This is a genomic window from Methylobacterium sp. 391_Methyba4, assembly GCF_029691625.1.
Taxonomy (GTDB): Bacteria; Pseudomonadota; Alphaproteobacteria; order Rhizobiales; family Beijerinckiaceae; genus Methylobacterium; species Methylobacterium fujisawaense.
Genome location: NZ_CP121475.1, coordinates 781854 through 807093 on the forward strand (window position 1 = coordinate 781854; position 25240 = coordinate 807093).

25 protein-coding genes are annotated in these 25240 nt (G+C 69.4%); 15 read left to right on the forward strand and 10 right to left on the reverse strand.

Going from position 1 to position 25240, the window contains the following annotated elements; all coding sequences use genetic code 11:
- Positions 1–14 precede the first annotated feature (14 nt).
- Complete coding sequence (gene dprA / locus P9K36_RS03730; protein ID WP_043755580.1) at positions 15–1226, forward strand: DNA-processing protein DprA; 1212 nt, start codon at positions 15–17, stop codon at positions 1224–1226.
- Here dprA and ruvX read toward each other — a convergent pair.
- Positions 1216–1722, reverse strand: coding sequence for a Holliday junction resolvase RuvX (ruvX, locus tag P9K36_RS03735; RefSeq protein WP_043755581.1), 507 nt, complete (start codon positions 1720–1722; stop codon positions 1216–1218). The two genes, dprA and ruvX, sit on opposite strands and share 11 nt — an antisense overlap.
- The gene (locus P9K36_RS03740) at positions 1719–2288 is read right to left on the reverse strand and encodes an SMI1/KNR4 family protein (RefSeq protein ID WP_043755582.1); all 570 of its coding nucleotides are present in this window, start codon (positions 2286–2288) and stop codon (positions 1719–1721) included. Before P9K36_RS03740 ends, ruvX begins: the two co-directional genes overlap by 4 nt.
- Positions 2289–2460: 172 nt before the next feature.
- On the opposite strand from P9K36_RS03740, the gene P9K36_RS03745 reads away from it, so the two are divergent.
- The 5 genes from P9K36_RS03745 to gatB all read left to right on the forward strand — a co-directional run bounded on the left by P9K36_RS03745 (position 2461) and on the right by gatB (position 6609).
- Entirely contained in the window at positions 2461–2601 is a 141-nt protein-coding gene (locus P9K36_RS03745; protein WP_164706408.1) for a hypothetical protein, read from the forward strand.
- A 183-nt stretch (positions 2602–2784) separates the two neighbouring features.
- Positions 2785–3072, forward strand: coding sequence for an Asp-tRNA(Asn)/Glu-tRNA(Gln) amidotransferase subunit GatC (gatC, locus tag P9K36_RS03750; protein WP_043355468.1), 288 nt, complete (start codon positions 2785–2787; stop codon positions 3070–3072).
- 78 nt (positions 3073–3150) lie between these two features.
- Positions 3151–4629: an Asp-tRNA(Asn)/Glu-tRNA(Gln) amidotransferase subunit GatA gene (gene gatA / locus P9K36_RS03755; protein ID WP_179698181.1), complete on the forward strand. Its 1479-nt coding sequence runs from the start codon at positions 3151–3153 to the stop codon at positions 4627–4629.
- Positions 4626–4925, forward strand: coding sequence for a hypothetical protein (locus P9K36_RS03760; protein WP_043354732.1), 300 nt, complete (start codon positions 4626–4628; stop codon positions 4923–4925). Before gatA ends, P9K36_RS03760 begins: the two co-directional genes overlap by 4 nt.
- A 211-nt stretch (positions 4926–5136) precedes the next feature.
- Complete coding sequence (gatB, locus tag P9K36_RS03765; protein ID WP_182592006.1) at positions 5137–6609, forward strand: Asp-tRNA(Asn)/Glu-tRNA(Gln) amidotransferase subunit GatB; 1473 nt, start codon at positions 5137–5139, stop codon at positions 6607–6609.
- 756 nt (positions 6610–7365) lie between these two features.
- Here the strand turns inward: gatB and P9K36_RS03770 are convergent.
- From P9K36_RS03770 to P9K36_RS03790, 5 genes are all read right to left on the reverse strand, one after another.
- Positions 7366–7848 carry a DUF3280 domain-containing protein gene (locus P9K36_RS03770; RefSeq protein WP_278306572.1) on the reverse strand — a complete coding sequence of 161 codons (483 nt, stop codon included), beginning with the start codon at positions 7846–7848 and terminating at the stop codon, positions 7366–7368.
- Positions 7849–7920: 72 nt separating this feature from the next.
- The gene (locus P9K36_RS03775) at positions 7921–8976 is read right to left on the reverse strand and encodes an HlyD family secretion protein (RefSeq protein WP_043755589.1); all 1056 of its coding nucleotides are present in this window, start codon (positions 8974–8976) and stop codon (positions 7921–7923) included.
- Positions 8976–9170, reverse strand: a complete 195-nt coding sequence (locus P9K36_RS03780; protein ID WP_043347071.1) for a DUF1656 domain-containing protein — start codon at positions 9168–9170, stop codon at positions 8976–8978. The genes P9K36_RS03775 and P9K36_RS03780 overlap by 1 nt, the downstream gene beginning before the upstream one ends.
- 24 nt (positions 9171–9194) lie before the next feature.
- Entirely contained in the window at positions 9195–11234 is a 2040-nt protein-coding gene (locus tag P9K36_RS03785) for an FUSC family protein (RefSeq protein ID WP_278306573.1), read from the reverse strand.
- 128 nt (positions 11235–11362) lie between these two features.
- Positions 11363–11677 (reverse strand): hypothetical protein, encoded by a 315-nt coding sequence (locus tag P9K36_RS03790; RefSeq protein ID WP_043347072.1) that lies wholly within the window; start codon positions 11675–11677, stop codon positions 11363–11365.
- A gap of 240 nt (positions 11678–11917) precedes the next feature.
- Between P9K36_RS03790 and P9K36_RS03795 the strand changes: the two genes are divergently transcribed.
- Positions 11918–12553 (forward strand): glutathione S-transferase N-terminal domain-containing protein, encoded by a 636-nt coding sequence (locus P9K36_RS03795; protein ID WP_043347074.1) that lies wholly within the window; start codon positions 11918–11920, stop codon positions 12551–12553.
- Between the two features lie 7 nt (positions 12554–12560).
- On the opposite strand, the gene P9K36_RS03800 is transcribed toward P9K36_RS03795, so the two are convergent.
- The gene (locus P9K36_RS03800) at positions 12561–13025 is read right to left on the reverse strand and encodes a DUF2147 domain-containing protein (protein WP_043347075.1); all 465 of its coding nucleotides are present in this window, start codon (positions 13023–13025) and stop codon (positions 12561–12563) included.
- A gap of 268 nt (positions 13026–13293) precedes the next feature.
- Between P9K36_RS03800 and ndk the strand changes: the two genes are divergently transcribed.
- Both ndk and P9K36_RS03810 read left to right on the forward strand, forming a co-directional pair.
- Complete coding sequence (ndk, locus tag P9K36_RS03805; protein ID WP_043073092.1) at positions 13294–13716, forward strand: nucleoside-diphosphate kinase; 423 nt, start codon at positions 13294–13296, stop codon at positions 13714–13716.
- Between the two features lie 168 nt (positions 13717–13884).
- Positions 13885–14250 carry a hypothetical protein gene (locus P9K36_RS03810; RefSeq protein ID WP_278306574.1) on the forward strand — a complete coding sequence of 122 codons (366 nt, stop codon included), beginning with the start codon at positions 13885–13887 and terminating at the stop codon, positions 14248–14250.
- A 131-nt stretch (positions 14251–14381) separates the two neighbouring features.
- Here the strand turns inward: P9K36_RS03810 and purN are convergent, their stop codons facing one another.
- Both purN and purM read right to left on the reverse strand, forming a co-directional pair.
- Positions 14382–15032, reverse strand: a complete 651-nt coding sequence (gene purN, locus P9K36_RS03815) for a phosphoribosylglycinamide formyltransferase (RefSeq protein WP_278306575.1) — start codon at positions 15030–15032, stop codon at positions 14382–14384.
- Positions 15032–16111 (reverse strand): phosphoribosylformylglycinamidine cyclo-ligase, encoded by a 1080-nt coding sequence (purM, locus tag P9K36_RS03820; RefSeq protein WP_278306576.1) that lies wholly within the window; start codon positions 16109–16111, stop codon positions 15032–15034. Before purM ends, purN begins: the two co-directional genes overlap by 1 nt.
- A 139-nt stretch (positions 16112–16250) precedes the next feature.
- On the opposite strand from purM, the gene P9K36_RS03825 reads away from it, so the two are divergent.
- The 6 genes from P9K36_RS03825 (at position 16251) to P9K36_RS03850 (ending at position 25211) form a co-directional block, all read left to right on the forward strand.
- Entirely contained in the window at positions 16251–17375 is a 1125-nt protein-coding gene (locus tag P9K36_RS03825; RefSeq protein WP_043383693.1) for an AI-2E family transporter, read from the forward strand.
- Positions 17376–17388: 13 nt separating this feature from the next.
- On the forward strand, positions 17389–18099 hold the full coding sequence (locus tag P9K36_RS03830) for a hypothetical protein (protein ID WP_043350885.1): 711 nt from the start codon (positions 17389–17391) through the stop codon (positions 18097–18099).
- A gap of 105 nt (positions 18100–18204) precedes the next feature.
- The gene (locus tag P9K36_RS03835; protein WP_043383697.1) at positions 18205–20583 is read left to right on the forward strand and encodes an RNA degradosome polyphosphate kinase; all 2379 of its coding nucleotides are present in this window, start codon (positions 18205–18207) and stop codon (positions 20581–20583) included.
- Positions 20584–20665: 82 nt separating this feature from the next.
- Positions 20666–22219, forward strand: a complete 1554-nt coding sequence (gene ppx / locus P9K36_RS03840; RefSeq protein WP_043755598.1) for an exopolyphosphatase — start codon at positions 20666–20668, stop codon at positions 22217–22219.
- 475 nt (positions 22220–22694) lie between these two features.
- Positions 22695–24800, forward strand: a complete 2106-nt coding sequence (locus P9K36_RS03845) for a methyl-accepting chemotaxis protein (protein ID WP_278306577.1) — start codon at positions 22695–22697, stop codon at positions 24798–24800.
- Between the two features lie 18 nt (positions 24801–24818).
- A complete protein-coding gene (locus P9K36_RS03850; RefSeq protein WP_278306578.1) occupies positions 24819–25211 on the forward strand; it encodes a globin family protein in 393 nt (130 codons plus the stop codon).
- The last annotated feature ends 29 nt before the right edge of the window (positions 25212–25240 follow it).

Here is a 25240-nt window from a genome sequence, read left to right on the forward strand (position 1 = left end):
CCTTGGGGAAGTGCATGCAGCTCACCGACGCGCAGCGGCTCGACTGGCTGCGGCTGATCCGGACCGAGGGCGTCGGGCCGCGCACCTTCCGGAGGCTGGTGAACCGGTTCGGCGGCGCGGCGGCCGCCCTGGACGCCCTTCCGGATCTCGCAGGCCGCCAGGGTCGGCGGATCACGCCTCCGACGCGCAGCGAAGCCGAGGCCGAGATCGCGGCGCTCGCCCGCCTCGACGGCCGCCTGATCGCCACGGGCGAGGCGGACTATCCCCGGCTCCTCGCGCAGGTCGACGCGGCGCCGCCGCTCCTGGCCCTGCGCGGCGCCGGCATCCTGAACCGCCCGGCCGTTGCGCTCGTCGGTTCGCGCAACGCCTCGACGGCAGGGCTCGCCTTCACGGAGCGGCTGGCCCGCGGCCTCGGGGAGGCCGGCCTCACGGTGGTCTCGGGCCTCGCCCGCGGGATCGACGCCCGGGCGCACAGGGCCAGCCTTCCGACAGGAACCATCGCCGTGATGGCGGGCGGCCAGGATCGGATCTACCCGGCGAGCCACGCGGCCCTGGTCGAGGCCATCCTGAGGGAGGGCGGCGCCGTCCTGGCCGAGATGCCCATGGGCTGGGAGCCCCGCGGACGCGACTTCCCGCGGCGCAACCGGATCATCTCCGGCCTGTCCTACGGGACCGTCGTGGTCGAGGCCGCCCGCCGCTCCGGCTCGCTGATCACGGCGCGCTACGCCCTGGAGCAGAACCGGGAGGTCTTCGCGGTCCCGGGCTCGCCGCTGGACCCGCGCGCCGAGGGCACCAACGACCTGATCCGCCAGGGCGCCACCCTCGTCTCCGAGGTCGCCCACGTCGTCGAGGTGCTGGGCCCGATCATCGAGCGCGGCCCGGACGCGGAGGCGGCGCCGGCGCGCGGTCGGCCGGACCTCGCCGAGCAGCCGGATTTCTGGGACGAGATCGAGCTCGACGCGACCGGCGCGGATTGCGATCCGATCCCGCTGTGGCCCGACCGCGAGACTGCCGGCCGCCCCGTCTGCGAAGACGAGCCGCCCCAGCCCGCGGATGACCGGGCGCGGATCGTCGCCCTGCTCGGCCCGAGCCCGGTGGGCACCGACGAGCTGGCCCGGAGCGCCGGAGTCGGCGCCCGGACCGTGCAAAGCGTGCTGCTGGAACTGGAACTCGACGGACGGATCGAGCGCCACGGCAGCGGCACGGTTTCCCTGGTCAGTCGCTGAGGAAATTGTCCTCGGTGTCGGCATCGGCGTCGGCGAGATTGCGCATGACGTCGAGGCAGCCCTGCAGGATGTAGGCGGCGGCGAGCTTGTCGACGAGTTCGCCGCGCCGCGCCCGGGAGGCGTCGGCCTCGATCAGCGCGCGCGTGACCACGGCGGTCGAGAGACGCTCGTCGAAGAAGACGTGAGGCAGGGGGAGGATCGGCGCGAGGTTGCGCATGAAGGCGCGGGTCGACTGCACCCGCGGCCCCTCGCTGCCATCCATGTTGAGCGGCAGCCCGACCACCAGGCCGCCGACCGCGTGCTGCCGGCAGAGGGTCGCGAGCCGCTGCGCGTCGGGGGTGAACTTCACCCGGCGGATCGTCTCCAGGGGTGTCGCGATCTGGCGGCCGAGATCCGACAGGGCGAGCCCGATCGTCTTAGTGCCGAGATCGATGCCGATCAACCGGGCGCCGCCGCGGGACTCGGCCGCGAAGGCGCGGATCGCGTCGAAGTTCATGACTCCGCCTGTTCGGTGCGCGCCAGGGTGGCCTCGGCAATACCCTCGAACCGGGCGGGGAGGGGCTCCGCGCCCGGCCCCAGAACCAGCGCCGCGGACGGCGCAGCGACACGGGTGAAGAAATCGTCGAGGCTCTCGCCGCCGAACCGCACCGTCTCCAGATCGGGCGCGAGCAGCCAGACGTCGTACTCGCCGTCCGTCCCGGAGACGTCCCAGAACAGGAAGCTGCCATCCTCGCCCGCGCCGAAGAAGCAGGCGCGCTCGACGACGCTCGCTTCGCCGCCCTCGACATCGAAGCGGTGCGGCTCCGCGCCCTCTTCCAACATGGCGACGGCGGCACCGACACTGTGGGCGATGAGCCCCGCCTGGGTCACCAGATCGCAGGCCGCGAACGGCGCCGGCACGGCGATGCGGAACTGTCCCCCCGCGAGGCCGACGCCGCAGGTTCGGCAGAAGGCGCGATAGGAGGCCGGCAGCGGAAAGCCGAGATCCACCGCCGCACGGTCGAGAGCCCCATCGTCCGGCACGAAGCCCGGCGCGAGATCCGCGAAAACCTGCTCCCACATCGATCCCGCTCCACCGTCCACAGGCTTCAGCTCCTGCGCAGATCGCCCCCGGTGCGCGCGGAGCCGTTCGCGTCTAGGTAGGTTAATGTTCCGTTAAACCACACTGTAGGGGCCCGCCTTGTCGACGAACGGCCAGCTCTCCTGTTCCGCACCGTCCGGATATCGGCGGGCGATGCCGCGCAAGCACCGCTGGATGCTGCTCCTCGCCTTCGAGATCCTGGTCGCGGGCTTCACCCAAGCCATGATCCAGCCGGTCCGGCAACCGGGAATCACCATCGAGATGTCGGTGACGCCCCACCACGTCGTGACCTGATCGGCCCCACACGAGTGTCGGCCTGCGGGTTCGGTCCCGGTGGCGTCGCCAGGGCCGGCCTTCGTCTGCTCCGGCACGTCGGCCTTCCGCCCGCTTCGACCCGCGTTGCAGCGCGTCGAGCGCCGATGCTATAGCCCGACCGACTTCGGGAGAGTGCTCCCGGGCAGGGACGAACGGGACGGCATGTCGGTCGACGAGAAGACGGTTCGGCGCATCGCGCATCTGGCGCGGATCGCGGTCACCGACGACGAAGTCGGGCCGCTGCAGGGCGAGCTGAACGCCATCCTGGCCTTTGTCGAGCAACTCGGCACGGTCGACGTCACGGGCGTCGAGCCGATGACCTCGGTGACGCCGATGGCGATGAAGAAGCGTGAGGACGTCGTCACCGAGGGCGGCCGCGCCGCCGACGTCGTCGCCAACGCGCCCGAGACCGAGGACAATTACTTCCTGGTCCCGAAGGTGGTCGAGTAGGCCGAGGACGGCCCGGACCTTGCGGACCGGATTTCTGGCGGGCAGGCGCGCGACAGCGCGCGCGGGGACGTGAACAGCGTGGATCCGAACGAACTCACCCTGGCCGAAGCGCGCGATGCCCTGAAGGCGAAGCGGATCTCGGCCCGCGAGCTGACCCAGGCGCATCTCGACGCCATGGCCAAGGCCCGCGTCCTGAACGCGTATATCCGGGAGACCCCGGACCGCGCCCTGGCGATGGCCGAGGCTTCCGACCGGAAGATCGCATCGGGCGAGGCCCGCCCCCTCGAGGGCATCCCCCTCGGCATCAAGGACCTGTTCTGCACGCACGGCGTGACGACCACGGCGGGCTCCAAGATCCTCGAAACCTTCGAGCCGCATTACGAATCGGCCGTGTCGGCCAATCTGTGGCGCGACGGCGCCGTGATGCTCGGGAAGCTCAATCTCGACGAATTCGCCATGGGCTCGTCCAACGAGACCAGCGCCTACGGCAACGTGGTCTCGCCCTGGCGGCGCAAGGGATCGGACACGCAGATCGTGCCCGGCGGCTCCTCGGGCGGGTCCGCCGCGGCGGTCGCCGCGCGGCTCTGCCTCGGCGCCACGGCGACCGATACCGGCGGCTCCATCCGGCAGCCCGCCGCCTTCACCGGCACGGTGGGGATCAAGCCGACCTACGGGCGGTGCTCGCGCTGGGGTACGGTGGCCTTCGCCTCCTCCCTCGACCAGGCGGGCCCGATCGCCCGGACGGTGCGCGACTGCGCCATCCTCCTCGGCTCTATGGCGGGCCCCGATCCCCGGGATACGACCTGCACCGACTTGGCGGTGCCCGATTTCGAAGCCGCCGTGTCGCGCGGCGTGAAGGGCCTCACCATCGGCATTCCGAAGGAGTACCGGGTCGACGGCATGCCCGCCGAGATCCAGAAGCTCTGGGACGAGGGCGCGGCGTGGCTCAAGGCCGCCGGTGCGACGATCCGGGAGATCTCGCTGCCGCACACCGCCTACGCGCTGCCGGCCTACTACATCGTGGCCCCGGCGGAAGCCTCCTCGAATCTGGCGCGCTACGACGGCGTCCGCTACGGCCTGCGCGTGCCCGGCAAGGACATCGCCGGGATGTACGAGAACACCCGGGCCGCCGGCTTCGGCCGCGAGGTAAAGCGCCGGATCATGATCGGCACCTACGTGCTCTCGGCCGGCTACTACGACGCCTATTACGTCCGCGCGCAGAAGATCCGCACGCTGATCAAGCGTGACTTCGAGGCGGCCTATGCCGCCGGAGTCGACGCGATCCTCACGCCGGCGACGCCGTCGGCCGCCTTCGGCATCGGCGAGAAGGCCTCGGCCGACCCGGTGGAGATGTACCTCAACGACGTGTTCACCGTGACGGTGAACATGGCGGGCCTCCCGGGCATCGCCGTGCCGGCGGGGCTCGATGGCCAGGGCCTGCCCCTCGGCCTCCAGCTCATCGGCCGGCCCTTCGACGAGGAGACGCTGTTCGCGGTCGCGCAGGTGATCGAGGAAGCGGCGGGCCGCACCGTCCTGCCCGAGCCGTGGTGGTCATGACCGTCCCCTATTACCCCTGGACGATCTGGATCTGGGCCGGGTTCGATCCGGCGCTGATCGTGGTGGCGGTCTATCTCGGCTGGACCGCCAGCCAGTTCGGCAAGGTCTTCATCGCGGCGATCGCGGCGCTCGGATTCTCGGTGCTGTTCTCCTACGCGGTCAGCGCCGCCGGCATCCCCTGGCCGGCGCCGATCACCCGCGACGGCCCGACCTTTTTCCCGGTGCGCGCCGTCGCGGCTCTCCTCTGGGCCATCCTCGGCTACGGCGCCCGGCAGGCGGTCAGACGCCGCGCTTGATCTTTTCGCGACGCCGCCCGTAAGTGACCGGACGACATCCACGCCCACCCGCGCCCTCGTCCCGAGGTGCCCGCGTGAGCGGGCCTCGACGGAGGCCTCCAGCCGGCCGCGCGATCCCTGGAGCCCTCCTTCGCGGCTGCTGCGCAGCACCTCAGGATGAGGGCGTGGGTGGGGGGATCACGCCAAGCTCCTTTTCTCGGCCCGGACGACCATGAACGCACCCGTCGACCCCAAGAAGCTGATCAAGGGCGGCCTCCACGATTGGGAGGTGATCGTCGGCATGGAGATCCACGCCCAGGTGTCCAGCCGGGCGAAGCTGTTCTCCGGCGCCTCGACGGAGTTCGGCGGGGAACCCAACGACCACGTCTCCCTGGTCGATGCCGCGATGCCCGGGATGCTGCCGGTGATCAACGCGGAATGCGTGGCCCAGGCGGTGCGCACCGGCCTCGGCCTGAAGGCCAAGATCAACCTGCGGTCGGTGTTCGACAGGAAGAACTACTTCTACCCGGATCTGCCCCAGGGCTATCAGATCTCGCAGTACAAGGACCCGATCGTCGGCGAGGGGGAGGTTCTCGTGGATCTGCCTGACGGTGCGTCGATCACCGTGGGCATCGAGCGCCTGCACCTCGAGCAGGATGCCGGCAAGTCGCTGCACGATCAGGACCCGACCCGGAGCTTCGTGGACCTCAACCGCTCGGGCGTGGCGCTGATGGAGATCGTCTCCCGGCCCGACCTGCGCTCCTCCGAGGAGGCGAAGGCCTACGTGACCAAGCTGCGCACGATCCTGCGCTACCTCGGCACCTGCGACGGCGACATGGAGAAGGGATCGCTCCGCGCCGACGTGAACGTCTCGGTGCGCCGCCCCGGCGAGCCGCTGGGCACGCGCTGCGAGATCAAGAACGTCAACTCGATCCGCTTCATCGGGCAGGCGATCGAGACCGAGGCGCGGCGCCAGATCGCCATCCTCGAGGACGGTGGAAAGATCGACCAGGAGACGCGCCTGTTCGACCCGACCAAGGGCGAGACGCGCTCGATGCGCTCCAAGGAAGAGGCGCACGATTATCGCTACTTCCCCGATCCGGACCTGCTGCCGCTCGAATTCGACCAGGCCTATGTCGACGCCCTGGCCGAGGGGCTGCCCGAGCTGCCGGATGCCAAGAAAGCGCGGTTCGTCTCCGCATTCGGCCTCTCGCCCTACGACGCCGGCGTGCTGGTCGCCGAGCGTGCCTCCGCCGACTACTACGAGGCGGTGGCCAAGGGCCGGGACGGCAAGGCCGCGGCCAATTGGGTGATCAACGAGCTGTTCGGGCGCCTCAACAAGGAGGGCCTATCCATCGAATCGACGCCGGTCTCGGCGGACCAGCTCGGCGCGATCATCGACCTGATTGGCGAGGGCGTGATCTCCGGCAAGATCGCCAAGGACCTGTTCGAGATCGTCTGGACCGAGGGCGGCGACCCGCGCGCCATCGTCGAGAGCCGCGGCATGAAGCAGGTGACCGACACGGGCGCCATCGAGGCGGCGGTGGATCAGATCATCGCGGCCAATCCCGACAAGGTCGCCCAGGCCAAGGAGAAGCCGACTCTGCTGGGCTGGTTCGTCGGCCAGACCATGAAGGCCACGGGCGGCAAGGCAAATCCCGCGGCGGTGAACGCGTTGCTCAAGGCGAAGCTCGGGATCGATTGACACCCGATGGCCCGAGCGGCGCGAAGTAGGCCAGCTCTGGGATATCGCGTGTGGGCCGAGCCATCGGCGCGGCGACATCGCAGGCCGATTGACCCGGAGCGCGGACGGCGCGCCCGGGCGCTCGAACCACCGTCGGTGCAAGATCGCGTCGTGACGGCAGGCCTGCCTTCCGGGCTCAGCTACGCGGTTCCGGCCTGACCGGCGGACGAGACCACCGGTGGGCTCAGCTCCGCGCAGACAGGCGGTGAGCCGGCCGCCCTCGGGGCGACGACGAAATCCCGCCACGGCGAGGCCGGGCAGGCAATGGACCAACAGCTTCTGTCTTGGGGAAACCGCGGCGGAACGGCTCAAAGTGGGGCATTTTGCGTGTTCGAAGGCGCGCCATAATTGGCCGCTTCTGCGCCCCTGGAGCCGCGTCCGTCCGGCTGTCCGTGTGCTGCCGCTGAGTTCCGGGCCGAACCTGTCCCTGAACCGTCTAGGCGGCTTTCCGCTGCGGTGGAGTCATCCCTGTCTCCTCCAGCTTCCGGCAACCGGACGTCTTACGAAACCTGACACCGTCAAGGTTTCCGTCCGGTCGGTGCCGGCTTTCGCCAAGCACAGGTGGAGACTGCGCCCGTCTTGCCGAGCCGTCAATAGCCATTTTGCCGGCACAGCGGCACCTCGCACGACATCGCCGGGGGATCGCAGTGCAGCGCCAAGCCCATCAATCACTTGGATCGATCCTTCGGCGCTGCGAAATATCGGCTGGGGGGCGCGTTACTTGCCGGCACCCATAGTGTTCTCGACGAGAAAGCGAATACCGCGGTCGAAGGACTCGTCTGTGTTACCGCGCAGGTCGACGCTGTAGGCCCGCTCGGGCGCGTCGCCGGTGAGGGGCTTCACGTAGACGTTCAGGTTGAGGATTAGGTTCGAGACCTTCTGCACCTCGCCGGTGATGGCGACGTCGGCGCCGAGTTCGCGGGCGAAGTCATCCGCACAGCCGTTGCAGCGCCGCAGGTCCGCACTCTTGGCGACCGCCGCCCGGACCGGATCGGTCGAGATCACGATGTACAGGCCCTTTCTCTCCAGCAGAGCGCGCAGTTCGGCGCTCACCCGCTCGAGGCGCGCGGCGTCCGCTGCATCGGTCGGCACCGGGGACAGGTTCGAGAACTGGAAGTCGAACACCGCCGCTTTCAGGGGCGCGGCCGCGGCGGGCCCTGCGGTCAGCAGGAGGCAGGCGAGTCCAAGCCATCGGTTCATCGGAGTCTCCCACGCGGTGGTGTCTCCGGGAAACCGCATCACCGGCCATCGGGATCGCAGCGGCGCGGCGATTCACCTCTGATCGGCCGCCGCGGTGGGTCCGGCTGCCGGCGTCGTCAGGGCGGAGACCCGGTCGCGCAGGTCCATGAACCAGTTGGGCGCCGGGCCGCGGCCGCCGTTGACGAACACGGTCGCGGTCATGCCGGCGATGAGCGGGACGCCCGGCGGAACATGGTCGATGCGGATGCGGACCGGGACCCGCTGGGCGAGGCGCACCCAGGTATAGACCGGGTTGACGTCCGGCAGCCCCTGCGTGCTCGCCGCGGCATTGGCCGTGGAGATGCCCAGCGTGATGCTGTGAACCGTCCCGGTGAGATGCGGATCGAAGCCCATCAGCTTCACGTCGGCGGTGTCGCCGACCCGGATGTTGGACATCTTGGTCTCTTCGAAATAGCCGTCGATCCAGAAGGAATCGGTGTCGACCACGTTGATGTTCGCGGTGCCAGTCCGGGCATAGTCGCCGACGCGCATCAGCAGGTTCGTCACCCGCCCGTTGACGGTGGATGTCACCCGGGTGCGCTCCAGGTTGACCTTGGCCTGCCGCAATTGCGCCTGGGCGCTCTCCAGCGCCGCCTCGGCGATCTTGGCCGCGCCGGCAAATTGCTGCTTCTCTTCGACGGAGGTCGACACCGTCGAGAGCGCCTGCCGCCGGGCCGACTGGGCGTTCTTCACCTGCAGGTCGGCCTCGCGGTTCTTGACCTCGGCATCCGCCGACGCGACCGCGACCTCGAAGTCGATCGGGTCGATGACGTAGAGAACGTCGCCCTTGCGCACGGTCTGGTTGTCCTGGACGCGGACCTCGACGATTTGCCCGGCAACCTGCGGCGCGATGTTGGCGACCTGCACCCGGACCGTGCCGTCGCGCGTCCAGGGCGCCGCCACGTAGAATTCCCAGACGAAGGCCGCCGCCAGGATCGCGGCGAGCAGGATCACGCCGGTGGCCGCCAGCCGGAAGATCTTGGCGGCTCGGCCCCGGCGCGGGATCGCGGGCAACGGATCGCGCCGCCCCGGCGCATCGTCGCGGGCGGCGGGCTTCGGATCGTCCTCGTCGGCGGTCGTGTCGGGCATCAGATGAACGCTATCAGGAGGGCGAGAACACAGACGTAGAGGCCGGCCTCGGCGAGCGGGGCGTTGGCGACGTAGCGGCTGAAGCGGAGGCGCGCGAAGGCGAAGCGCAGGATGATCAGGATCACGAACGCCGCCAGGGCATAGGCGACGAAGGCCGTGACCAGCACCCCGCCGACATGGATGTCCTCGTGCATGGTAACCCCGGAAGAAGTCGCCCGTCAGAAGAGCGCGATGTCGAGGCGATGGAGGAATCGCCGGTGGCGGGTGATGGTCCGTGATGCGGTGACGAGATCGCTGGCCGCGCGGGCGGTGGTGAGCCGCACGGCCCGGCCCTGGCCGGCGGCGGCCCGGATCAGGTCACGCGCCGCGGTCTCGAGCCCGCGATCGTCGCCCGAAGCCAACGCGTCCCGTGCCCGCGGGATCGCGCCACGCAGGGCCTCGATGGACCAGAGGCGGCGCAGCTCCGCGTGGGCCCGGGCGGCGGCGGCCTCCAGACGGGCGAGGGCAAAGGCGTGATGCAGGTTCGCCCGCCGCACGGCGCCGCTCCCCGAGCTGTAGCCGGCGAACTGGAACAGCCGGTCGGCATTCAGGCTGGTGCGGGTGGTGGCATCGCCTCCCTGGCCGATTAGCGCGTCGGCGAGCGCCCGCCGGGCCGAATCGAGGGCGAAGCCCCGCTGCTGCGCGGGCGTGACCGGCAGGACCAGGCGGACGACGATCGACAGGATCACGGCCGCCGCGACCACGAGGAACGCGTTCAGCAGGAAGGTCAGGGCGTCGTAGGTCTGCGGATTCGAGGGGCCGAGCAGGACTGGAAAGAACACGATCAGGATGAAGCCGATGCCGAAGGTCTTCGGGTTCAGCGACAGGAAGCAGCCGAGGAAAATCACCGGCGCCATGACGATCGCCAGCATCGGGAACCCCTGGACACCGTTCAGGAGCGCGAAGCGGGCGATGCCCGCAAGGGTCGCCGCGAGCGTCATCCCGATGACGACCCCGTTGGCGAATTTCTTCGGATCCGGCGTCACGGAGGACAGGGCCGCGGTGGCGGCCACTTGGACCAGCGCGAAGGAGGCTTGCGGCAGGCCGAGCGCCACGAAGGCGGCGGCCGTCACGGCGAAGCTCAGGGCGACCCGCAGGGCGCCGCGGAGGGCGACCGGGAAGTCGCGATGGGTCGGCAGCCGGGCGTCGCGCAGGGGCTCGTGGCCGTCCGCCACCGCGCGGATGCCGTCCTGCGCGAAGGTCGCCGCACAGACGAAGTCGAGGGCGCGCTGGAGAACCACCACCTCGTCGAGGGGCCGGTTCCCGTCCCGGATCGCGGAATCGACCAGGTCGCGCAGGCGCTCGTCGTCGCGATCGAGGGCATCGGGATCGGGCGCGTCGGCCACCCTTCGGCAGATCGCCATCGCCTCCGCGACCGCCGGGCTCGGATGGCGCAGGCACGCGGCCGCAGCCGCCACGCTGCGGATCGCGGCCGCCATCGCGTACAAGGCGGCGATGCAGCTGCGCGCGCCGGCCGCACGGAAACGGCCGTCGTCGAGTTCGCCCGCGATGGCGCTGGCATCGGCCCGCATCGGCGCGATGGTGCGGATCAGCGCGGCGGTCCGCGTCGCGCCGAGATCGCCGGATTCCAGCGTCTCCCGGGCATAGCTCCGCGTGTCGTCCCAGCCCTTGCGGAGTTGGGGCAGCAGCGCCCGCCACGTGCTCGGGGAGGCGAGTGCGTCGTTGATGAAGGTGATCACGACGATGCCGAGAACGATCACGGCGACGCGGGACACGGCGGCGTCGAAGGTGCCCTGCGGGTCGTCGATCTGGCCCAGCGCGACGATCGCCACGGTGTAGCCGGACAGCATGGCGCCGTAGGCCCGTGTGTCCTGCAGGTACTGGGCGACGAAAACGCAGAGGCCGAGCCAGACGGTGAAGCCGAGGAGCAGCAGCACCCGGTCCTGCCCGAACAGGGCCATGAAGACGATCGACACCGCGGCCCCGATGAGCGTGCCGAGAAGGCGGTAGACCGCCTTGGAAATGGCCTGCCCGCGCTTGGGCTGGGCGAGGATCGCCACGCAGGTGGCGGCGGACGAGGCGCTGTCGAGCTGGAGCCAGAAGGCCATCGCCAGCGCCAGCATCATGGCGATCCAGATGCGCAGGGCAAAGGCCCAGGCCGCCGGCTTGGGCACCCAGGCATCGAGGAACGCCACCGCGCGGTCGAGAAGCGACCCGGCCGACGGATCCGCGGCGGGCGCGACCGGGGCCTCAGCCATGCCGGACCCGGCGCGATGCGCCGTCCGCCGCCCGTGGGGACGGATGAAGGTCCATCATGTCCTCGCCTTTCCCGCCGCCCCGCCGCGGATGTCTGAACAATCGAGAAGCGCTGCGGTTCGCGACCGGCTCAGGCTTTATCGCCGCCCTTCAGCCGCTTGTTGCACTTGCTCCAGTACTGCGGCCATTTCGGCCCCTGCGCGGCCTTCTGAGCGTCGGTCAGGGCGCGCCACTCGGCGCCGCAGGTCTTCTGCCGGTCGCGGGCGGCGGACTGGCCGGCGCTCGGCTGCTTCGCTGCGGGCGAGGCCGGCGCCGCCGAGGGCGCCTCGGAGGCCGGCGGCGCCTTGGCTGTCGACTCCTTGGCGGCCGGCTCCTTGGCGAGGACAGGCTGGGCGGCGAGCAGCGGCACGGACAGGATCGCGATCCTGACGAGACGATCGATCATCGGATATTCCCCCTCGGGCGTCGTTGCGACGCCCGAGACGCAGTCTCGCCGCTCGCCCCGGGAGACGGCAAGCCCGGCGCCGCAGCCGCCAACAGCTGCCGCCACGCCGTGTCGAATCCTCACGCCCGCTCTCGGGATGCCCTTGAGCGTGGCCGGGAAATCGTCTTCACTGTCGGGGTTGTCCGGAAAAGGCGGAGGACCATCGCACCGCCGACGATTGGGTCCAGGAGCAGACAGAGCATGGCAGCGGTGTCCGGGCGGCCGATCGACGTCCATACCTGGAGTACGCCGAACGGCTGGAAGATCCCGATCATGCTGGAGGAGTGCGGGCTCCCCTACCGCATCGTTCCCGTAGACATCGCCAAGAACGAGCAGTTCGCTCCCGATTTCCTGGCGATCTCACCCAACAACAAGATCCCAGCCATTGTCGATCCGGAGGGTCCCGGTGGACAGCCGATCTCGGTCTTCGAATCAGGCGCGATCCTGCAGTATCTCGGCCGGAAAACCGGGCAGTTCTATCCAGCCGACGAGCGCGCCCGCGTCCTCGTCGACGAGTGGCTGTTCTGGCAGGTGGCGGGCTTCGGGCCGATGCTCGGGCAGACGCACCACTTCAAGATCTACGCGCCCGAGAAGCTGCCCTACGCGATCGACCGGTTCACCGCAGAGGCGAAGCGTCTGTACGGCGTGCTGGAACGACGCCTCGAGGGCCGCGCTTTCCTGGCCGACGACTATTCCATCGCCGACATCGCGACCTTCACCTGGGCGAAGCTGAACTTTAAGCAGGGCGTCGACATCAACACCCTGCCGAACGTGGCGCGATGGCTCGAGAGCATCCTGGCGAGGCCGGCGGTGCAGCGCGGCCTCGCAGCGATCTGACAGGCGCTCAGTTCTTGTTCGCCGCCTGCTGGTTCACGTCCGGCACGCGGGTCCAGGTCTGGGATCCGCACAGGATCTTGAGCATGCAGCCCGAGACGTTGAGTTCGGCCTCGCTCTCGCGCTCCAGGCTGACAGTATAGATCTTGCCTTCTTCGATGTTGTAGAGTTCGCCGGTGTATTTCTCGTCGTCCGGCTTGAGGCCTTCGATGAGCTGCAGGCCGATCACCGGCCGCGCGCGCTTCTTCGGGTCGGGATTCTTGAGATCGGTGCGGGGAGCGCCGTTGTCGAAGGTCGGCGTCTTGAGCCAGACGACCTTGCCGCAGACGAGCTTCTGACCGGGCCCGCAGCGATCGATCCGGATCTTGGCGCGGCCGTCGCCGGTGAGCCAGGTGCCGGACGGATCCTTCGCGGTGTCGGCGGCGGCGGCGGTGAGGCCGGCGAGAAGCAGGCTGGCGCTGAGAGCGAGTCGCATGGTTCGTCTCCGGGATTGGGGCGTCGCGGACGCCCGAGGGGTGGACGAAGTCGGTTGGTGCGCGACTAGGCCGTCGCAATCGGGCGATTTTTCGGCCGTGTTGCGGCAGAGCCACGGCCGCGCTTGGACCGGCCGGTTCCGGGACGCCGCTTGAGACACGGGGGGGCGCCCGCTATAAGCCCGGCGCCGAAGCGAAATTTTCGCTGCCGCGGCGCGTCCGGCCTCCCGGCGTGCCGCAAACCTTTTCCACAGACAGACCGGACGCACCATGGCCACCGAGCGCACCTTCTCGATCCTGAAGCCCGACGCGACGCGGCGGAACCTGACCGGCGCGGTCAACGCCGTGATCGAGGAGGCGGGCCTCCGCATCGTCGGCCAGCGTCGCATCCGCATGACCAAGGAGCAGGCCGAGAAGTTCTACGAGGTGCACAAGGAGCGCCCGTTCTTCGGCGAACTCGTGACCTTCATGACCTCCGGCCCGGTGGTGGTCCAGGTTCTCGAGGGCGAGAACGCGGTGGCCAAGTACCGTGAGGTCATGGGCGCGACCAACCCGGCCCAGGCCGCGGAGGGTACGATCCGCAAGAAGTTCGCCGAGTCCGTCGGCGAGAACACCGTGCACGGCTCCGACAGCGCCGAGAACGCCAAGATCGAGATCGCGCAGTTCTTCAAGGATTCCGATATCGCCGCCTGAGGCGACGGGCGGTGGCGGGTTGGGCACACCGACCCGCCATCGTCACGCACCGCACCCGACGGCATCGGGAATGCCGCCGTGTGTGACCGGGCCGTCCTTGACGGGACGGAGTCCGGAAGCGTCCAACAGCCGAGCTTAGCCAACCTCAGCCCTCGGACGACCCCGACCATGACGATGCGCCGCCTGCCCCTGCTGATCGCGACCGGCCTGTTCGCCCTCGGCGCGACCGCCGCCCTCGCGGGCGGATCCTCGGCCCCGTTCCAGCAGTACGAGCCGGATCCGGCCCTCAAGACCGCCAGCAAGGCCAATCTCGAAGGCCGCGTGCGCCACGCCTGCACGATCGTCCAGGCCCGCATGGCCAGCGCCCCCGAGGCGTCCTTGGAGCGCCCCTGCGGCTGCTACGCCAAGCAGACCCTGCGCAGTCTCGATGCCGCCGAGATCGAGGCCTACCGGACCACGGGCTACTTCAACGATTCCGCCCGCGCGAAGGCCCTCTCGGCGCTGGACAGCTGCAAGCTGCAGCGCCCCGTCTGAGGACGCAGACAGGGCTGCTTCGGTAGACGTCGCCTCTAAGAGCGCAGCGAAGCAGCCCAGCGCATCGGAACGTCGGCGAGCGGGCGATGCCGGATCGCCGGGCTCCGCTCGCAGGGTCGATGGGCCGCCCGCTAAAGGCTGAACAGAACGCCGTCGGGCGCCTCGTCGGCGATCACCACGTGGTCGCCGTCCAGGCGGGCGCGGCCGCCGGCCACCAGGGCGAGCACGGCCGGGTAGAGACGGCGTTCCTGCACGATCACCCGGTCGGCGAGGCTGTCGGGATCGTCGTCCTGGCGGACCGGGATCGCGGCCTGAGCGACGATCGGACCCGCATCCAGTTCCGGCACGACGAAATGCACGGTGCAGCCGTGCAGGCGCACGCCGGCGTCGAGCGCCTGCCGGTGCGTGTGCGTGCCCTTGAACAGGGGCAGGAGCGACGGGTGGATGTTGAGCATCCGGCCGGACCAGGACGCCACGAAATCCGTCGTCAGGATCCGCATGAAGCCCGCGAGGCACACGAGGTCGACCTCGGCCCCTCGCAGGGCGGCGTCGAGGGCGGCATCGAAGCCGGCGCGGTCGGCGAAGGCCTTGTGGTCGATGGCCTGCGTCGGGATGCCCGCCTCCGCCGCGCGGGCGAGGCCGGCGGCTTCCGGGCGGTTCGACACGACGAGCACGATCTCAGCCGGGAAGGCGGGATCCTGCGCCGCCTCCAGCAGCGCGACCATGTTGGAGCCGCGCCCCGAGATGAGGATGGCGACGCGGGTCTTGCGGGCGGTCGCCATCAGAGGGCGAGGTTTCCGCTGAAGGTCACGGGCTCGGAGCCGCGCGCCGTGATCCGGCCGAGGCGCACGGGCGTCTCGCCGGCCCGGGTCAGGGCCTCGTCGACGTCGTCCACCGCATCGGCGGCGGCGATCACCACCATGCCGATTCCGCAATTGAAGGTGCGCAGCATCTCCGCCTCGGCGACGCCGCCCTCGCGGGCGAGCCAGCCGAAGACCGGCGGCGGGGTGACCGCGTCGAGGTCGATGGCGATGCCGACATCGTCCGGCAGGACGCGGGGCAGGTTGTCCGGGAATCCGCCCCCCGTGATGTGAGCGAGCGCCCGGATCCCGTCCGTGGCGCCGAGCGCCGCCAGCAGGGGCTTCACGTAGATCCGGGTCGGCTCCAGCAGCGCCTCGCCGAGGCTGCGCCCGGGGGCGAACGGGGCCGGCGCGTCCCAGCCGAGGCCGCTTTTCGCGACGATCCGGCGGACCAGCGAGAAGCCGTTGGAATGCACCCCGGAGGAGGGCAGGCCGAGCACAACGTCGCCGGGCCGGATCCCCGGACGCGGCAGAAGCGTGCCGCGCTCGGCGGCTCCCACCGAGAAGCCCGCGAGGTCGTAGTCGGATCCGTCGTAGAGGCCCGGCATCTCGGCGGTCTCGCCGCCGATCAGCGCGCAGCCCGCCTGCCGGCAGCCTTCGGCGATGCCGCGCACGATGTCGGCGCCGACGCCCGGGACCAGCTTGCCGGTGGCGTAGTAGTCGAGGAAGAACAGCGGCTCGGCGCCCTGGACGATGATGTCGTTCACGCACATCGCCACGAGATCGATGCCGATCGTGTCGTGGCGCCCGGTCTCGATGGCGATCTTGACCTTGGTGCCGACGCCGTCATTGGCCGCCACCAGGATCGGATCGCGGAAGCCCGCAGCCTTCAGGTCGAACAGGCCGCCGAAGCCCCCGATCTCGGCGTCGGCGCCCGGGCGCCGGGTCGAGCGCACCAGCGGCTTGATCGTCTCGACCATGGCGTTGCCGGCATCGATGTCGACGCCCGCCGCCGCGTAGGTGAGCCCCGTCTTCGGCTCGTTGCCGTCCTTGGCCGTCATGCCCGCGCCACCTCGTTCCATTCTGGCCCCGCTCTAGCGGCTTCGCGCGCGCCACGCGAGTCGGCTGCGGCGGCGCCTTGATCGGCACGCGCCGCATACCCACTCTGCCCGCGGGCGTGGTGTCTGGGGGAGCGTCGACGTGCGCGCACGGGCTGTGATCGGGCTGGCCGCCGTGGTCGCTCTGGGATTGATCATCTACCTCCTCCGGGAAGTGATGCTGCCCTTCGTGGCCGGCATCACCCTGGCCTATCTCCTCGATCCCCTGGCCGACCGGTTGGAGCGCCTCGGCCTCGGCCGGCTGGCCGCGAGCCTGCTGATCCTGGCGTTGTTCGTCGTCGTCCTCGTGGTGACGCTGCTGATCCTGATCCCGCTCACGGCCAATCAGGTCGTCGCCCTGGTCAATGCGCTGCCCGGAATGGTGTCGCGGCTCCAGGCCATCATCGCGGAGCGCTCCGGGTCACTGCTGGAACGCGTCGGCGGCGCGAATGTCCTCACGGAGCTGCAATCCTCCGTCGGAACGCTGGCGACCCAGGCGGGGACGTGGCTCCTGGCATTTCTGAAATCCCTCTGGTCGGGCAGCCAGGCCCTGATTTCGATCGCCTCGCTTCTGGTGGTGACGCCGGTCGTCGCGTTCTACATCCTGGTGGATTGGGACCGGATGGTCGCGGCCATCGACGGCTGGGTGCCGCCCCGGCACCGCGCGACGGTGCGCGACCTCGCGCGCCAGATCGACGGCGCCGTCACCGGCTATGTGCGCGGCCAGACCCTGGTCTGCCTCATCCTGGGCAGCTTCTACGCGATCGGCCTCTGGCTGGTCGGCCTCAACTTCGGCGTGCTGATCGGCCTGATCGCGGGGTTTCTCACCTTCATTCCCTATGTCGGCACGCTCACCGGCTTCCTGCTCTCCGTCGGCGTCGCCCTGGTCCAGTTCTGGCCATCCGGGGACTGGCTGTATCTCGGCCTGACCGTGGGCGTGTTCCTCGTCGGGCAGTTTCTCGAAGGCAACGTCATCTCGCCGAAGCTCGTCGGCGATTCCACCGGGCTTCACCCGGTCTGGCTGATGTTCGCCCTGCTCGCCTTCGGCACGCTGTTCGGCTTCGTCGGGCTGCTGCTCGCTGTCCCGATCGCGGCCTCCATCGGCGTGCTCGTCCGCTTCGCCCTGGCCCGCTATCTGGAGAGCCGCCTCTACCATGCTGGACAGCCGATCTTGATCGAGCACGACGGCAAAGACGCTGCGGCCTTGACCTCCACGGGCGGGGGGTGATCCTGGGCGACACATGCGCGAGAACGCACCACCCCGACAATTGGCCTTCGACCTGCCCCTCGACCCACGCTATGGGCGCGAGGATTTCCTCGTGGGACCCGCCAACGAGGCCGCCTACGCGCTGATCGAGGCTTGGCCGGACTGGCCGGACAGTGTCTTGGTCCTCACCGGTCCCTCGGGCAGCGGCAAGAGCCATCTCGCGGCGATCTGGGCAGAGCGCGCCCATGCCTGGACCCTCCCGGCCGCCGAGCTGGGGGCTGACGCGATCCAGCACCTCATCTCGAACGGCGCTCTGGTCATCGAGGATATCGACCGGACGGAACGGCTCGACGAGGCGGCGCTGTTCCATCTGCTCAACCGGGCGCGGGAGCGCGCCTGCCCGATCCTGCTGACGAGCGGCACCGGGATCGACGCCCTCGGCCTCGCCACGCCGGACCTGCGCTCGCGGCTCCGGCTGGCGCCGCGCATCGCCATCGAGGCGCCGGACGACGCCCTGCTGCGGGCAGTCCTGGTCAAGCTGTTCGTGGACCGTCAGCTGGTGGTCGATCTCGGGGTGATCGATTCGCTGGCCCTGCGCATCGACCGGTCGCTGGGCCGCGCCCGGGACGTCGTCGCCGAGCTCGACCGCGACGCCCTCGGGCGCGGACGCCGGATCAGCCGGCCGCTCGCGCTGGCCGTCCTGCGGCGCATGGGACTGGACGACGAGCCCGATCCGGCCGGCTGAACGCGGAATGCGGCGGCCGTCACGAAACTGTCGTGAAGGCCGCCGGTCTAGGGTGATACACGCTCCGCCGCCGCGAGGAGCGACGCGTAGAGACAGGGATCGGGGATGGAATCGACGCAGAAGCCCGTGGACCGCGACGCCGCCGACGAGGCAGCCGAGCCCCGTCGGCGCGCGGCGGCCAATCCGACGACGCGGCGCGCGCCCGCGACCCGGCGCACGCAGACCGACTCGATCGCCGCCGGGGCCGCACCGGCAGCCGCCGCCGACGCCAGTGACGAGTGGCCGGCAGCCGCGGCTCCGGCGGAGCCCGTTGCCGGCGCGGCCCGCGAGCCGGTGCTGGAGGCCGGGCGGTCCCTCCGCCACTCGCCGGAGCGCTTCGTGAACCGCGAGCTGTCCTGGCTGCAGTTCAACCGGCGCGTTCTGGAGGAGGCGTCCAACCCGAATCATCCGCTGCTGGAGCGCCTCCGCTTCCTGTCGATCTCGGCCAACAACCTCGACGAGTTCTTCATGGTCCGCGTGGCCGGCCTGATCGATCAGGTGCGGGCCGGGATCACGGTCCCGTCGCAGGACGGCCTGTCGCCGTCCGAGCAGCTGGCCCGGATCGGCGTGGAGGTCTCGCGCCTCGCCGCCGACCAGCAGGCCCGCTGGCGTGAACTGCGCGCGGAGCTGCACGCCGCCGACATCGACATCGTCGAGCCCGCCGCCCTCTCGGCCGATCAGGCGGCGTGGCTGGAGGAGTATTTCCTCAACCACGTCTTCCCGGTCCTGACGCCGCTCGCGATCGATCCGGCCCACCCGTTCCCGTTCATCCCGAATCTCGGCACCACCATCGCGCTGATGCTGGTGCGTCCCAAGGACGGCCGGCTGCTGCGCGCCCTCATCCGCCTGCCCGGCGTCATCGACCGCTTCGTCCGCCTGCCGGTGAGCGACAGCGAGACCGCGGCGCGGCTGATCACGATCGAGCAGGTGATCGGGATGTTCACCGGGCGGCTCTTCCCGGGCTACCTCGTCAAGGGCAGCGGCGCGTTCCGCGTCGTCCGCGATTCCGATCTGGAGATCGAGGAGGAGGCGGAGGACCTCGTCCTGCATTTCGAGACGGCCCTGAAGCAGCGGCGCCGGGGCGTCGTGATCCGGCTCGAGGTCGAGGCGGGCATGTCGGAGGATCTGCGCAGCTTCGTCGCCGACGAGCTGGAGATCGCCGCGGACGCGATCTTCATCGTGGAGGGCATGCTCGCCCTGAACGAGCTGTCCCAGGTGGTCGGGATCGACCGGCCTGACCTGAAGTTCAAGCCCTACAATCCCCGATTCCCGGAGCGCATCCGCGAGAGCGGCGGCGATGTCTTCGCGGCGATCCGCCAGAAGGATTTCATCGTCCACCACCCCTACGAATCCTTCGATTCGGTGGTGCAGTTCCTCGCGCAGGCCGCCCGTGACCCGAACGTGGTCGCGATCAAGCAGACGCTCTATCGGACCTCGTCCAACTCGCCGATCGTCGCGGCGCTCGCCGAAGCCGCGGAGCTGGGCAAGTCCGTCACCGCGCTGGTGGAACTGAAGGCGCGCTTCGACGAGGAAGCGAATATTCGCTGGGCGCGCAACCTTGAGAAGGCCGGCGCGCAGGTGGTCTTCGGCTTCGTGGAGCTGAAGACCCACGCCAAGCTGTCGCTGGTGGTCCGTCGGGAGGGCGACAAGCTGGTCACCTACTGCCACGTCGGCACCGGCAACTACCACCCGATCACCGCACGGGTCTACACGGACCTGTCCTTCTTCACGGCGGACCCCGCCATCGCGCGGGACGTGTCGCGCATCTTCAACTTCATCACCGGCTACGCCGAGCCCGCGGAGCTGGAGCGGATGGCGGTCTCGCCATTGACGCTGAAGAATCGCCTCCTCGAGCACATCGACGCGGAGGTCGCCCACGCGAAGGCGGGTCGCCCGGCGGCGATCTGGATCAAGTGCAACTCGCTGGTCGACAGCCAGATCATCGACGCGCTCTACGACGCCTCGGAAGCCGGGGTTCAGATCGACTGCGTGGTCCGCGGCATCTGCTGCCTGCGGCCCGGCATCCCGGGCCTGTCGGAGACGATCCGGGTGAAGTCGATCGTCGGGCGCTTCCTGGAGCACGGACGCATCTACGCCTTCGGCAACGGCGTCGGGCTGCCGCACCCGAAGGCCACGGTCTACATCTCCTCCGCCGACCTGATGAGCCGGAACCTCGACCGCCGCGTGGAGGCGCTGCTGCCGATCACCAATCCGACGGTGCATCAGCAGGTGCTCGATCAGATCATGCTGGCCAACCTGCTCGACAACCGTCAGAGCTGGCGCCTGCTGGCTTCGGGCGGCTGCGAGCGGATCCAGCCGGCCGATGGCGAGGAGCCGTTCAATGCCCACAAGTACTTCATGACCAACCCCAGCCTCTCGGGACGCGGCAAGGCCTCGAAGAAGTCGAGCCCGCGCGCCCTGAGCCGGCGCGCGCAGCGCAGCTGAGTTTCGCCGCGCAGCGACACTGGGCTAAACCTCCCGCACGGCGCGCCGGCAGGCGCACCGGGCTCATGAAGGACTCGGACGCTTGGGCAGCCCTCGTGCCAACCTCACCCTCGCGCATGATGCGGAGACGATCGGCAGCGCCGCGCATCAGCCGGTGGCAATCATCGATATCGGCTCCAATTCGGTGCGGCTCGTCGCCTATGACGGCCTGACGCGGGCACCGACGCCGCTCTACAACGAGAAAGTGCTGTGCGGTCTGGGCCGCAACGTCCTGACGACCGGTCGGCTGAACGAGGAGGCGGTGACCCGGGCGCTCGCCGCCCTCGCGCGGTTTCGGGTGCTGTGCGAGACGATGCGCGTGGGCCAAGTGTTCGTGCTCGCCACGGCGGCGGCCCGGGACGCCGAGAACGGTCCGGATTTCCTGCGCGCCGCGGAGGCGGCCTGCGGCCAGGAGATCCAGCTGCTCTCCGGACGGCGCGAGGCAGAATTGTCGGCGCTCGGCGTCGTCTCGGGCTTCCACGCGCCGAACGGGGTCGTAGGCGACATGGGCGGCGGCTCCCTCGAACTCGTGGACGTTCGCGGGACCGTGGTCGGTCAAGGGGTGACCATGCCCCTCGGCGGCCTAGCCCTCCAGGATCTGTCCGGCGGCTCGCTCAAGAAAGCATCGAAGATCGTCCGCGAGTATATGCGCAAGGCCGCGCCGCAGCTCGAGACCCTGCGCGGGCGGACCTTCTACGCGGTCGGCGGCACCTGGCGGGCGATCGCGCGGCTTCACCAGGCGGCCCGCGGCTACCCCGTCCACGTGATGCATGGCTACGCGGTGGAGCCGAGCGACGAGCTGAGTTTCCTGCAGGTCGTCGAGCAGACGGATGTGGCGCTGCTGCAGGACGTCGACGCGATCTCGGAAGCACGGCGCCCGCTGCTCGCCTACGGCGCCGTCGTGTTGGAGGAGATCATCCGGGTCGGACGCCCGCGGGAGGTGGCGATCTCGGCATCGGGGGTCCGCGAGGGCCTGCTGTTCGAGCAGCTCGACCGCGACACCCGGCTGCTCGACCCGCTTCTGGCCTCGGCGTCGGAGTTCAATGTTCTCCGGGCGCGCTCGCCCCGCCACGGGGAAGAGTTGATCGCCTGGACGGACCAGTTCGTCGCGACCCTCGACGGTCACGAGACCGCCGACGAGCGCCGTCTGCGCCATGCGGGCTGCCTGCTGTCGGATGTCGGCTGGCGGGCACATCCCGATTATCGCGACGAGCAGAGCATCGCGGTGATCCAGAACGCGGCGTTCGTCGGTGTCGACCATCCGGGGCGGGCCTATCTCGCCCTGGCGGTTTCCCTTCGGCATACCGGGCTCGCCCCGGAAAAGGCGAACCCGATGCTCCGGAGTGTGGCCGGTCCGCGCCTGTTCGAACGGGCCCGTCTGCTGGGCGCGTTGCTCCGCGTCGCCTTCCCGATCTCCGCCGGCATGGACGGTGCCCTCGGGCGGGCACCGCTGGCCGTCGAAGACGGCCGCGTGGTGCTGCGGCTGCCCCATGCCTGGGAGGCCTTGAGCGGCGACCGCCTGTTGAACCGCGTTCGCGGTCTCGGACGCATTATCGGGCTCGACGGGCGCGTCGAGATTACGGGCGGATCCATCTGATCTGATCCGGGCCGAGACCGGACGGAGCGACAGCGCACCTACGAGTCCGCCGCCGCAGGTCGGGTGAGCAACGCGGCGGATTCTTCGCCCTCGGGAATGCGGCGCGTCGCGTTCCTGCGCGCCCTCGTCGCGAACGCGCGATACGCCTCACCGCGACCCAGGCCTCGCAGGCAGCAGTTCCGAAGACAGGCAGACCGGCGCAGGCCGATTCTCGGACACGATGGGCATTCCCCCTGAGAACGAGCACGACACAGCGAAGCATTTCGCTAGATATCGCATCTCTTGAGATTTCATTTTTTCGTTTTCAATTTCGAATAGGCCAGAATTGCTCATAAGGCCGCTCAATAACAGTTGTAATTATCAATACGACCTCGTCAAACCAACAATGATTCATTTTTAGCGCGTGCAATCGGCAGAGTTTCCCGCTAAGAGGCTGTAATAAATTTCTCCCAAAACGATCTTGGAATAAATCGGCATGAATTTGCTCGGCAAATTTTCAATCAGAGCAATAATGCTCACAATCATAATTGTAATGGCCGTTATGCTTCTGGGCTATTCGGGAGATAATCTGGTCTCTGCACACCTGACGGCGCAGCAGGCCCGGGAAGCCGTCAGTCTGTCCCGCGCGAGCCGGCACCTGCTCAAGACGATTCTTCCAGTACGGCTCGAACGGGGCTCCTCTCTTACCCTCGGCGGTGAGGACGTCGCCGACAGTGACAGCCTCGCCGCCATCGCCACGAACCGCGAGGCGATGATCACAAACCTCAAGGTCGTCCTGGACCTGCTGCGGGACCAGAACGTGCCCGCCGTGACTGCAACGCTCAACCGTCTCCATGCGGCTCAGGAGGCCGTGAACGCGCTCCGTCCCCGCGTGGATGCCGCCCTGCGTGTCCCGAAGGCGCAGCGAGACCCCACGCTGCTGCCAATGGTCCTCACCGCCTTTCAGGAACTTCTCGACGCGCTGACGGCGACCACGGACGCCGTGGATGCGGCGATCCCGCGATCCGACGCGATTCTGCAGCGCTATCTCGTCCTCAAGCGGTCCGCCTGGACGACCCGCGTCGCGATCGGGAACGTCGCCCTGCGGGTCCAGACATCGTTGGCCGCCGGAACCTCCTGGTCGCTTCCCGAGACGGTGGCCGCGGCCGAGGAGCGGGCTCAGGTCCGGACGGCCTGGCTGAACACGAGCGAGGCTGCCGCCGACCTGTCGGAGACCGCGCGCGCGGCGTTCGAGAAGGCCAAGCACAACAATTTCGAGGGGGAGGCCGCCGCCGGGGCCAAAACGATCTTCGATGCCCTGAGCCAGCAGCGGCCCGCGCCCTACACGTTCCAGCAAGTGCGGCGACGGAACACCACCGAGCAGATGACCATCGTCAATCTCGCCGATTCGGCCCTGGACGAGATGGTCGCCCGCGCCGAGACCCTTTCGGACTTGGCGCGCCACGGTGTTCTGCGCAATGCCGCGGCCCTCCTGGCGGCCGCGCTGCTCGTCGTCCTGGGACTCATTGCCCTGGTCGGCGGCGTGCTGCGGCCACTCCGGATCGTCGCCGGCGCGATGCGGTCGCTGACTGCCGGCGAAACGACGGTCGATCTTCCCGTGGCCGCGTATCGGAACGAGTTCGCCCCGATCATGGCGGCCGTGCAAGCGTTCCGGGACAACCTGACCCGCACCCGCGAATTGGAGGTCGAGGCCGAGCGGGCGCGCCTGGATGCCGATGACCAGCGGCGGGAGAGCCTGCGCCAGATGGCCCAGCGCTTCGAGCAGGCGGTCGGCGGCATGATCGGCCAGGTCGGGACGTCAGCCTCCGCACTGCAGGTGACGGCGCAGACGATGACCGCGACCGCCACGCAGACGGCCGGACAATCGGCAACGGTCGCGGCCGCCGCCGAGCGGGCGTCCAAGAACGTCAACACCGTCGCGGTCGCCGCCGAGGAACTGGGTGCATCCGTGCAGGAGATCGGGCGTCAGGCCGATGGTTCGGCGGAGCTCGCGCAGGTGGCTGCGGCCGAGGCCGATCGGACCGCGGCGCGCGTGCGAGAGTTGAGCAGCGCCGTGGACAAAATCGGCGACGTCGTGGGGCTCATCTCATCGATCGCCGAGCAGACCAATCTGCTGGCCCTCAACGCCACGATCGAGGCCGCCCGCGCCGGCACCGCCGGTCGGGGCTTCGCGGTCGTGGCCTCCGAGGTCAAGGCACTGGCTGAGCAGACGGCCAAGGCCACGGCGGAAATCTCCGGCCAGATCGCGGCGGTCCAGGCGTCCACCGGTCAGGCGGTCGAAGCCATCGGGGCGATTACCGCCCGGATCCAAGAGATCAACGGCGTGGCGACCTCGATCGCGGCGGCCGTGGAAGAGCAGGGCGCGGCGACCCAGGAGATCGTGCGCAACGTCGGGCAAGCCGCCGTCGGAACCGGGGAGGTCACCAGCAACATCACCGGCGTCGCTCAGGCGGCGGAGAGCACCGGACAGGCCGCGAGTCAGGTTCTCGATGCGGCCTCCGTCCTGTCGAATCAGTCCGAGCACCTGACCGCCGAGGTCGGACGATTCCTGGCCAGCGTCCGCGTGTCCTACGCCGTTTAGGCCGCGCAGGTCAGGCTGGTGCAGGACAGCTTCGCGAAGGTGCAATCGCTGGGCGACACCGCCTCGGACTTGTTCTACGGGCGCCTCTTCGAGACCGCCCCCCAGGTCCGCTCGCTCTTCCCGAACGATATGAGCGCGCAGAAGCGGAAGCTGATGGCCATGCTGGCCCTGACGGTGGCGAACCTGGATAAGCCGGAAGCTTTGGTCGCGACGGTGCGCGACCTCGGGGATCGGCACGTCGGCTACGGCGCCCTGCAGGCTCATTACGAGCCCGTCGGCGCCGCGCTGCTGTGGACCCTGGAACAGGGTCTGGGCTCGGACTTCACGCCGGAGATCCGACAGGCATGGTCCGAGACTTATCGGGTCATCACCGGTCTGATGACCATGGCCGGAACCGCGAAGGCCGCATGAGCCGGTTTCCCTGCGCAGGCTCGATCGAC

Excerpts from the sequence above, each read along its gene's own strand:
- dprA (WP_043755580.1), top strand. The coding sequence starts at position 15 with ATGCAGCTCACCGACGCGCAGCGGCTCGACTGGCTGCGGCTGATCCGG.
- ruvX (WP_043755581.1), bottom strand. The coding sequence starts at position 1,722 with ATGAACTTCGACGCGATCCGCGCCTTCGCGGCCGAGTCCCGCGGCGGC.
- P9K36_RS03740 (WP_043755582.1), bottom strand. The coding sequence starts at position 2,288 with ATGTGGGAGCAGGTTTTCGCGGATCTCGCGCCGGGCTTCGTGCCGGAC.
- P9K36_RS03745 (WP_164706408.1), top strand. The coding sequence starts at position 2,461 with ATGCCGCGCAAGCACCGCTGGATGCTGCTCCTCGCCTTCGAGATCCTG.
- gatC (WP_043355468.1), top strand. The coding sequence starts at position 2,785 with ATGTCGGTCGACGAGAAGACGGTTCGGCGCATCGCGCATCTGGCGCGG.
- P9K36_RS03760 (WP_043354732.1), top strand. The coding sequence starts at position 4,626 with ATGACCGTCCCCTATTACCCCTGGACGATCTGGATCTGGGCCGGGTTC.
- gatB (WP_182592006.1), top strand. The coding sequence starts at position 5,137 with ATGAACGCACCCGTCGACCCCAAGAAGCTGATCAAGGGCGGCCTCCAC.
- P9K36_RS03770 (WP_278306572.1), bottom strand. The coding sequence starts at position 7,848 with ATGAACCGATGGCTTGGACTCGCCTGCCTCCTGCTGACCGCAGGGCCC.
- P9K36_RS03775 (WP_043755589.1), bottom strand. The coding sequence starts at position 8,976 with ATGCCCGACACGACCGCCGACGAGGACGATCCGAAGCCCGCCGCCCGC.
- P9K36_RS03780 (WP_043347071.1), bottom strand. The coding sequence starts at position 9,170 with ATGCACGAGGACATCCATGTCGGCGGGGTGCTGGTCACGGCCTTCGTC.
- P9K36_RS03785 (WP_278306573.1), bottom strand. The coding sequence starts at position 11,234 with ATGGCTGAGGCCCCGGTCGCGCCCGCCGCGGATCCGTCGGCCGGGTCG.
- P9K36_RS03790 (WP_043347072.1), bottom strand. The coding sequence starts at position 11,677 with ATGATCGATCGTCTCGTCAGGATCGCGATCCTGTCCGTGCCGCTGCTC.
- P9K36_RS03795 (WP_043347074.1), top strand. The coding sequence starts at position 11,918 with ATGGCAGCGGTGTCCGGGCGGCCGATCGACGTCCATACCTGGAGTACG.
- P9K36_RS03800 (WP_043347075.1), bottom strand. The coding sequence starts at position 13,025 with ATGCGACTCGCTCTCAGCGCCAGCCTGCTTCTCGCCGGCCTCACCGCC.
- ndk (WP_043073092.1), top strand. The coding sequence starts at position 13,294 with ATGGCCACCGAGCGCACCTTCTCGATCCTGAAGCCCGACGCGACGCGG.
- P9K36_RS03810 (WP_278306574.1), top strand. The coding sequence starts at position 13,885 with ATGACGATGCGCCGCCTGCCCCTGCTGATCGCGACCGGCCTGTTCGCC.
- purN (WP_278306575.1), bottom strand. The coding sequence starts at position 15,032 with ATGGCGACCGCCCGCAAGACCCGCGTCGCCATCCTCATCTCGGGGCGC.
- purM (WP_278306576.1), bottom strand. The coding sequence starts at position 16,111 with ATGACGGCCAAGGACGGCAACGAGCCGAAGACGGGGCTCACCTACGCG.
- P9K36_RS03830 (WP_043350885.1), top strand. The coding sequence starts at position 17,389 with ATGCGCGAGAACGCACCACCCCGACAATTGGCCTTCGACCTGCCCCTC.
- P9K36_RS03835 (WP_043383697.1), top strand. The coding sequence starts at position 18,205 with ATGGAATCGACGCAGAAGCCCGTGGACCGCGACGCCGCCGACGAGGCA.
- P9K36_RS03845 (WP_278306577.1), top strand. The coding sequence starts at position 22,695 with ATGAATTTGCTCGGCAAATTTTCAATCAGAGCAATAATGCTCACAATC.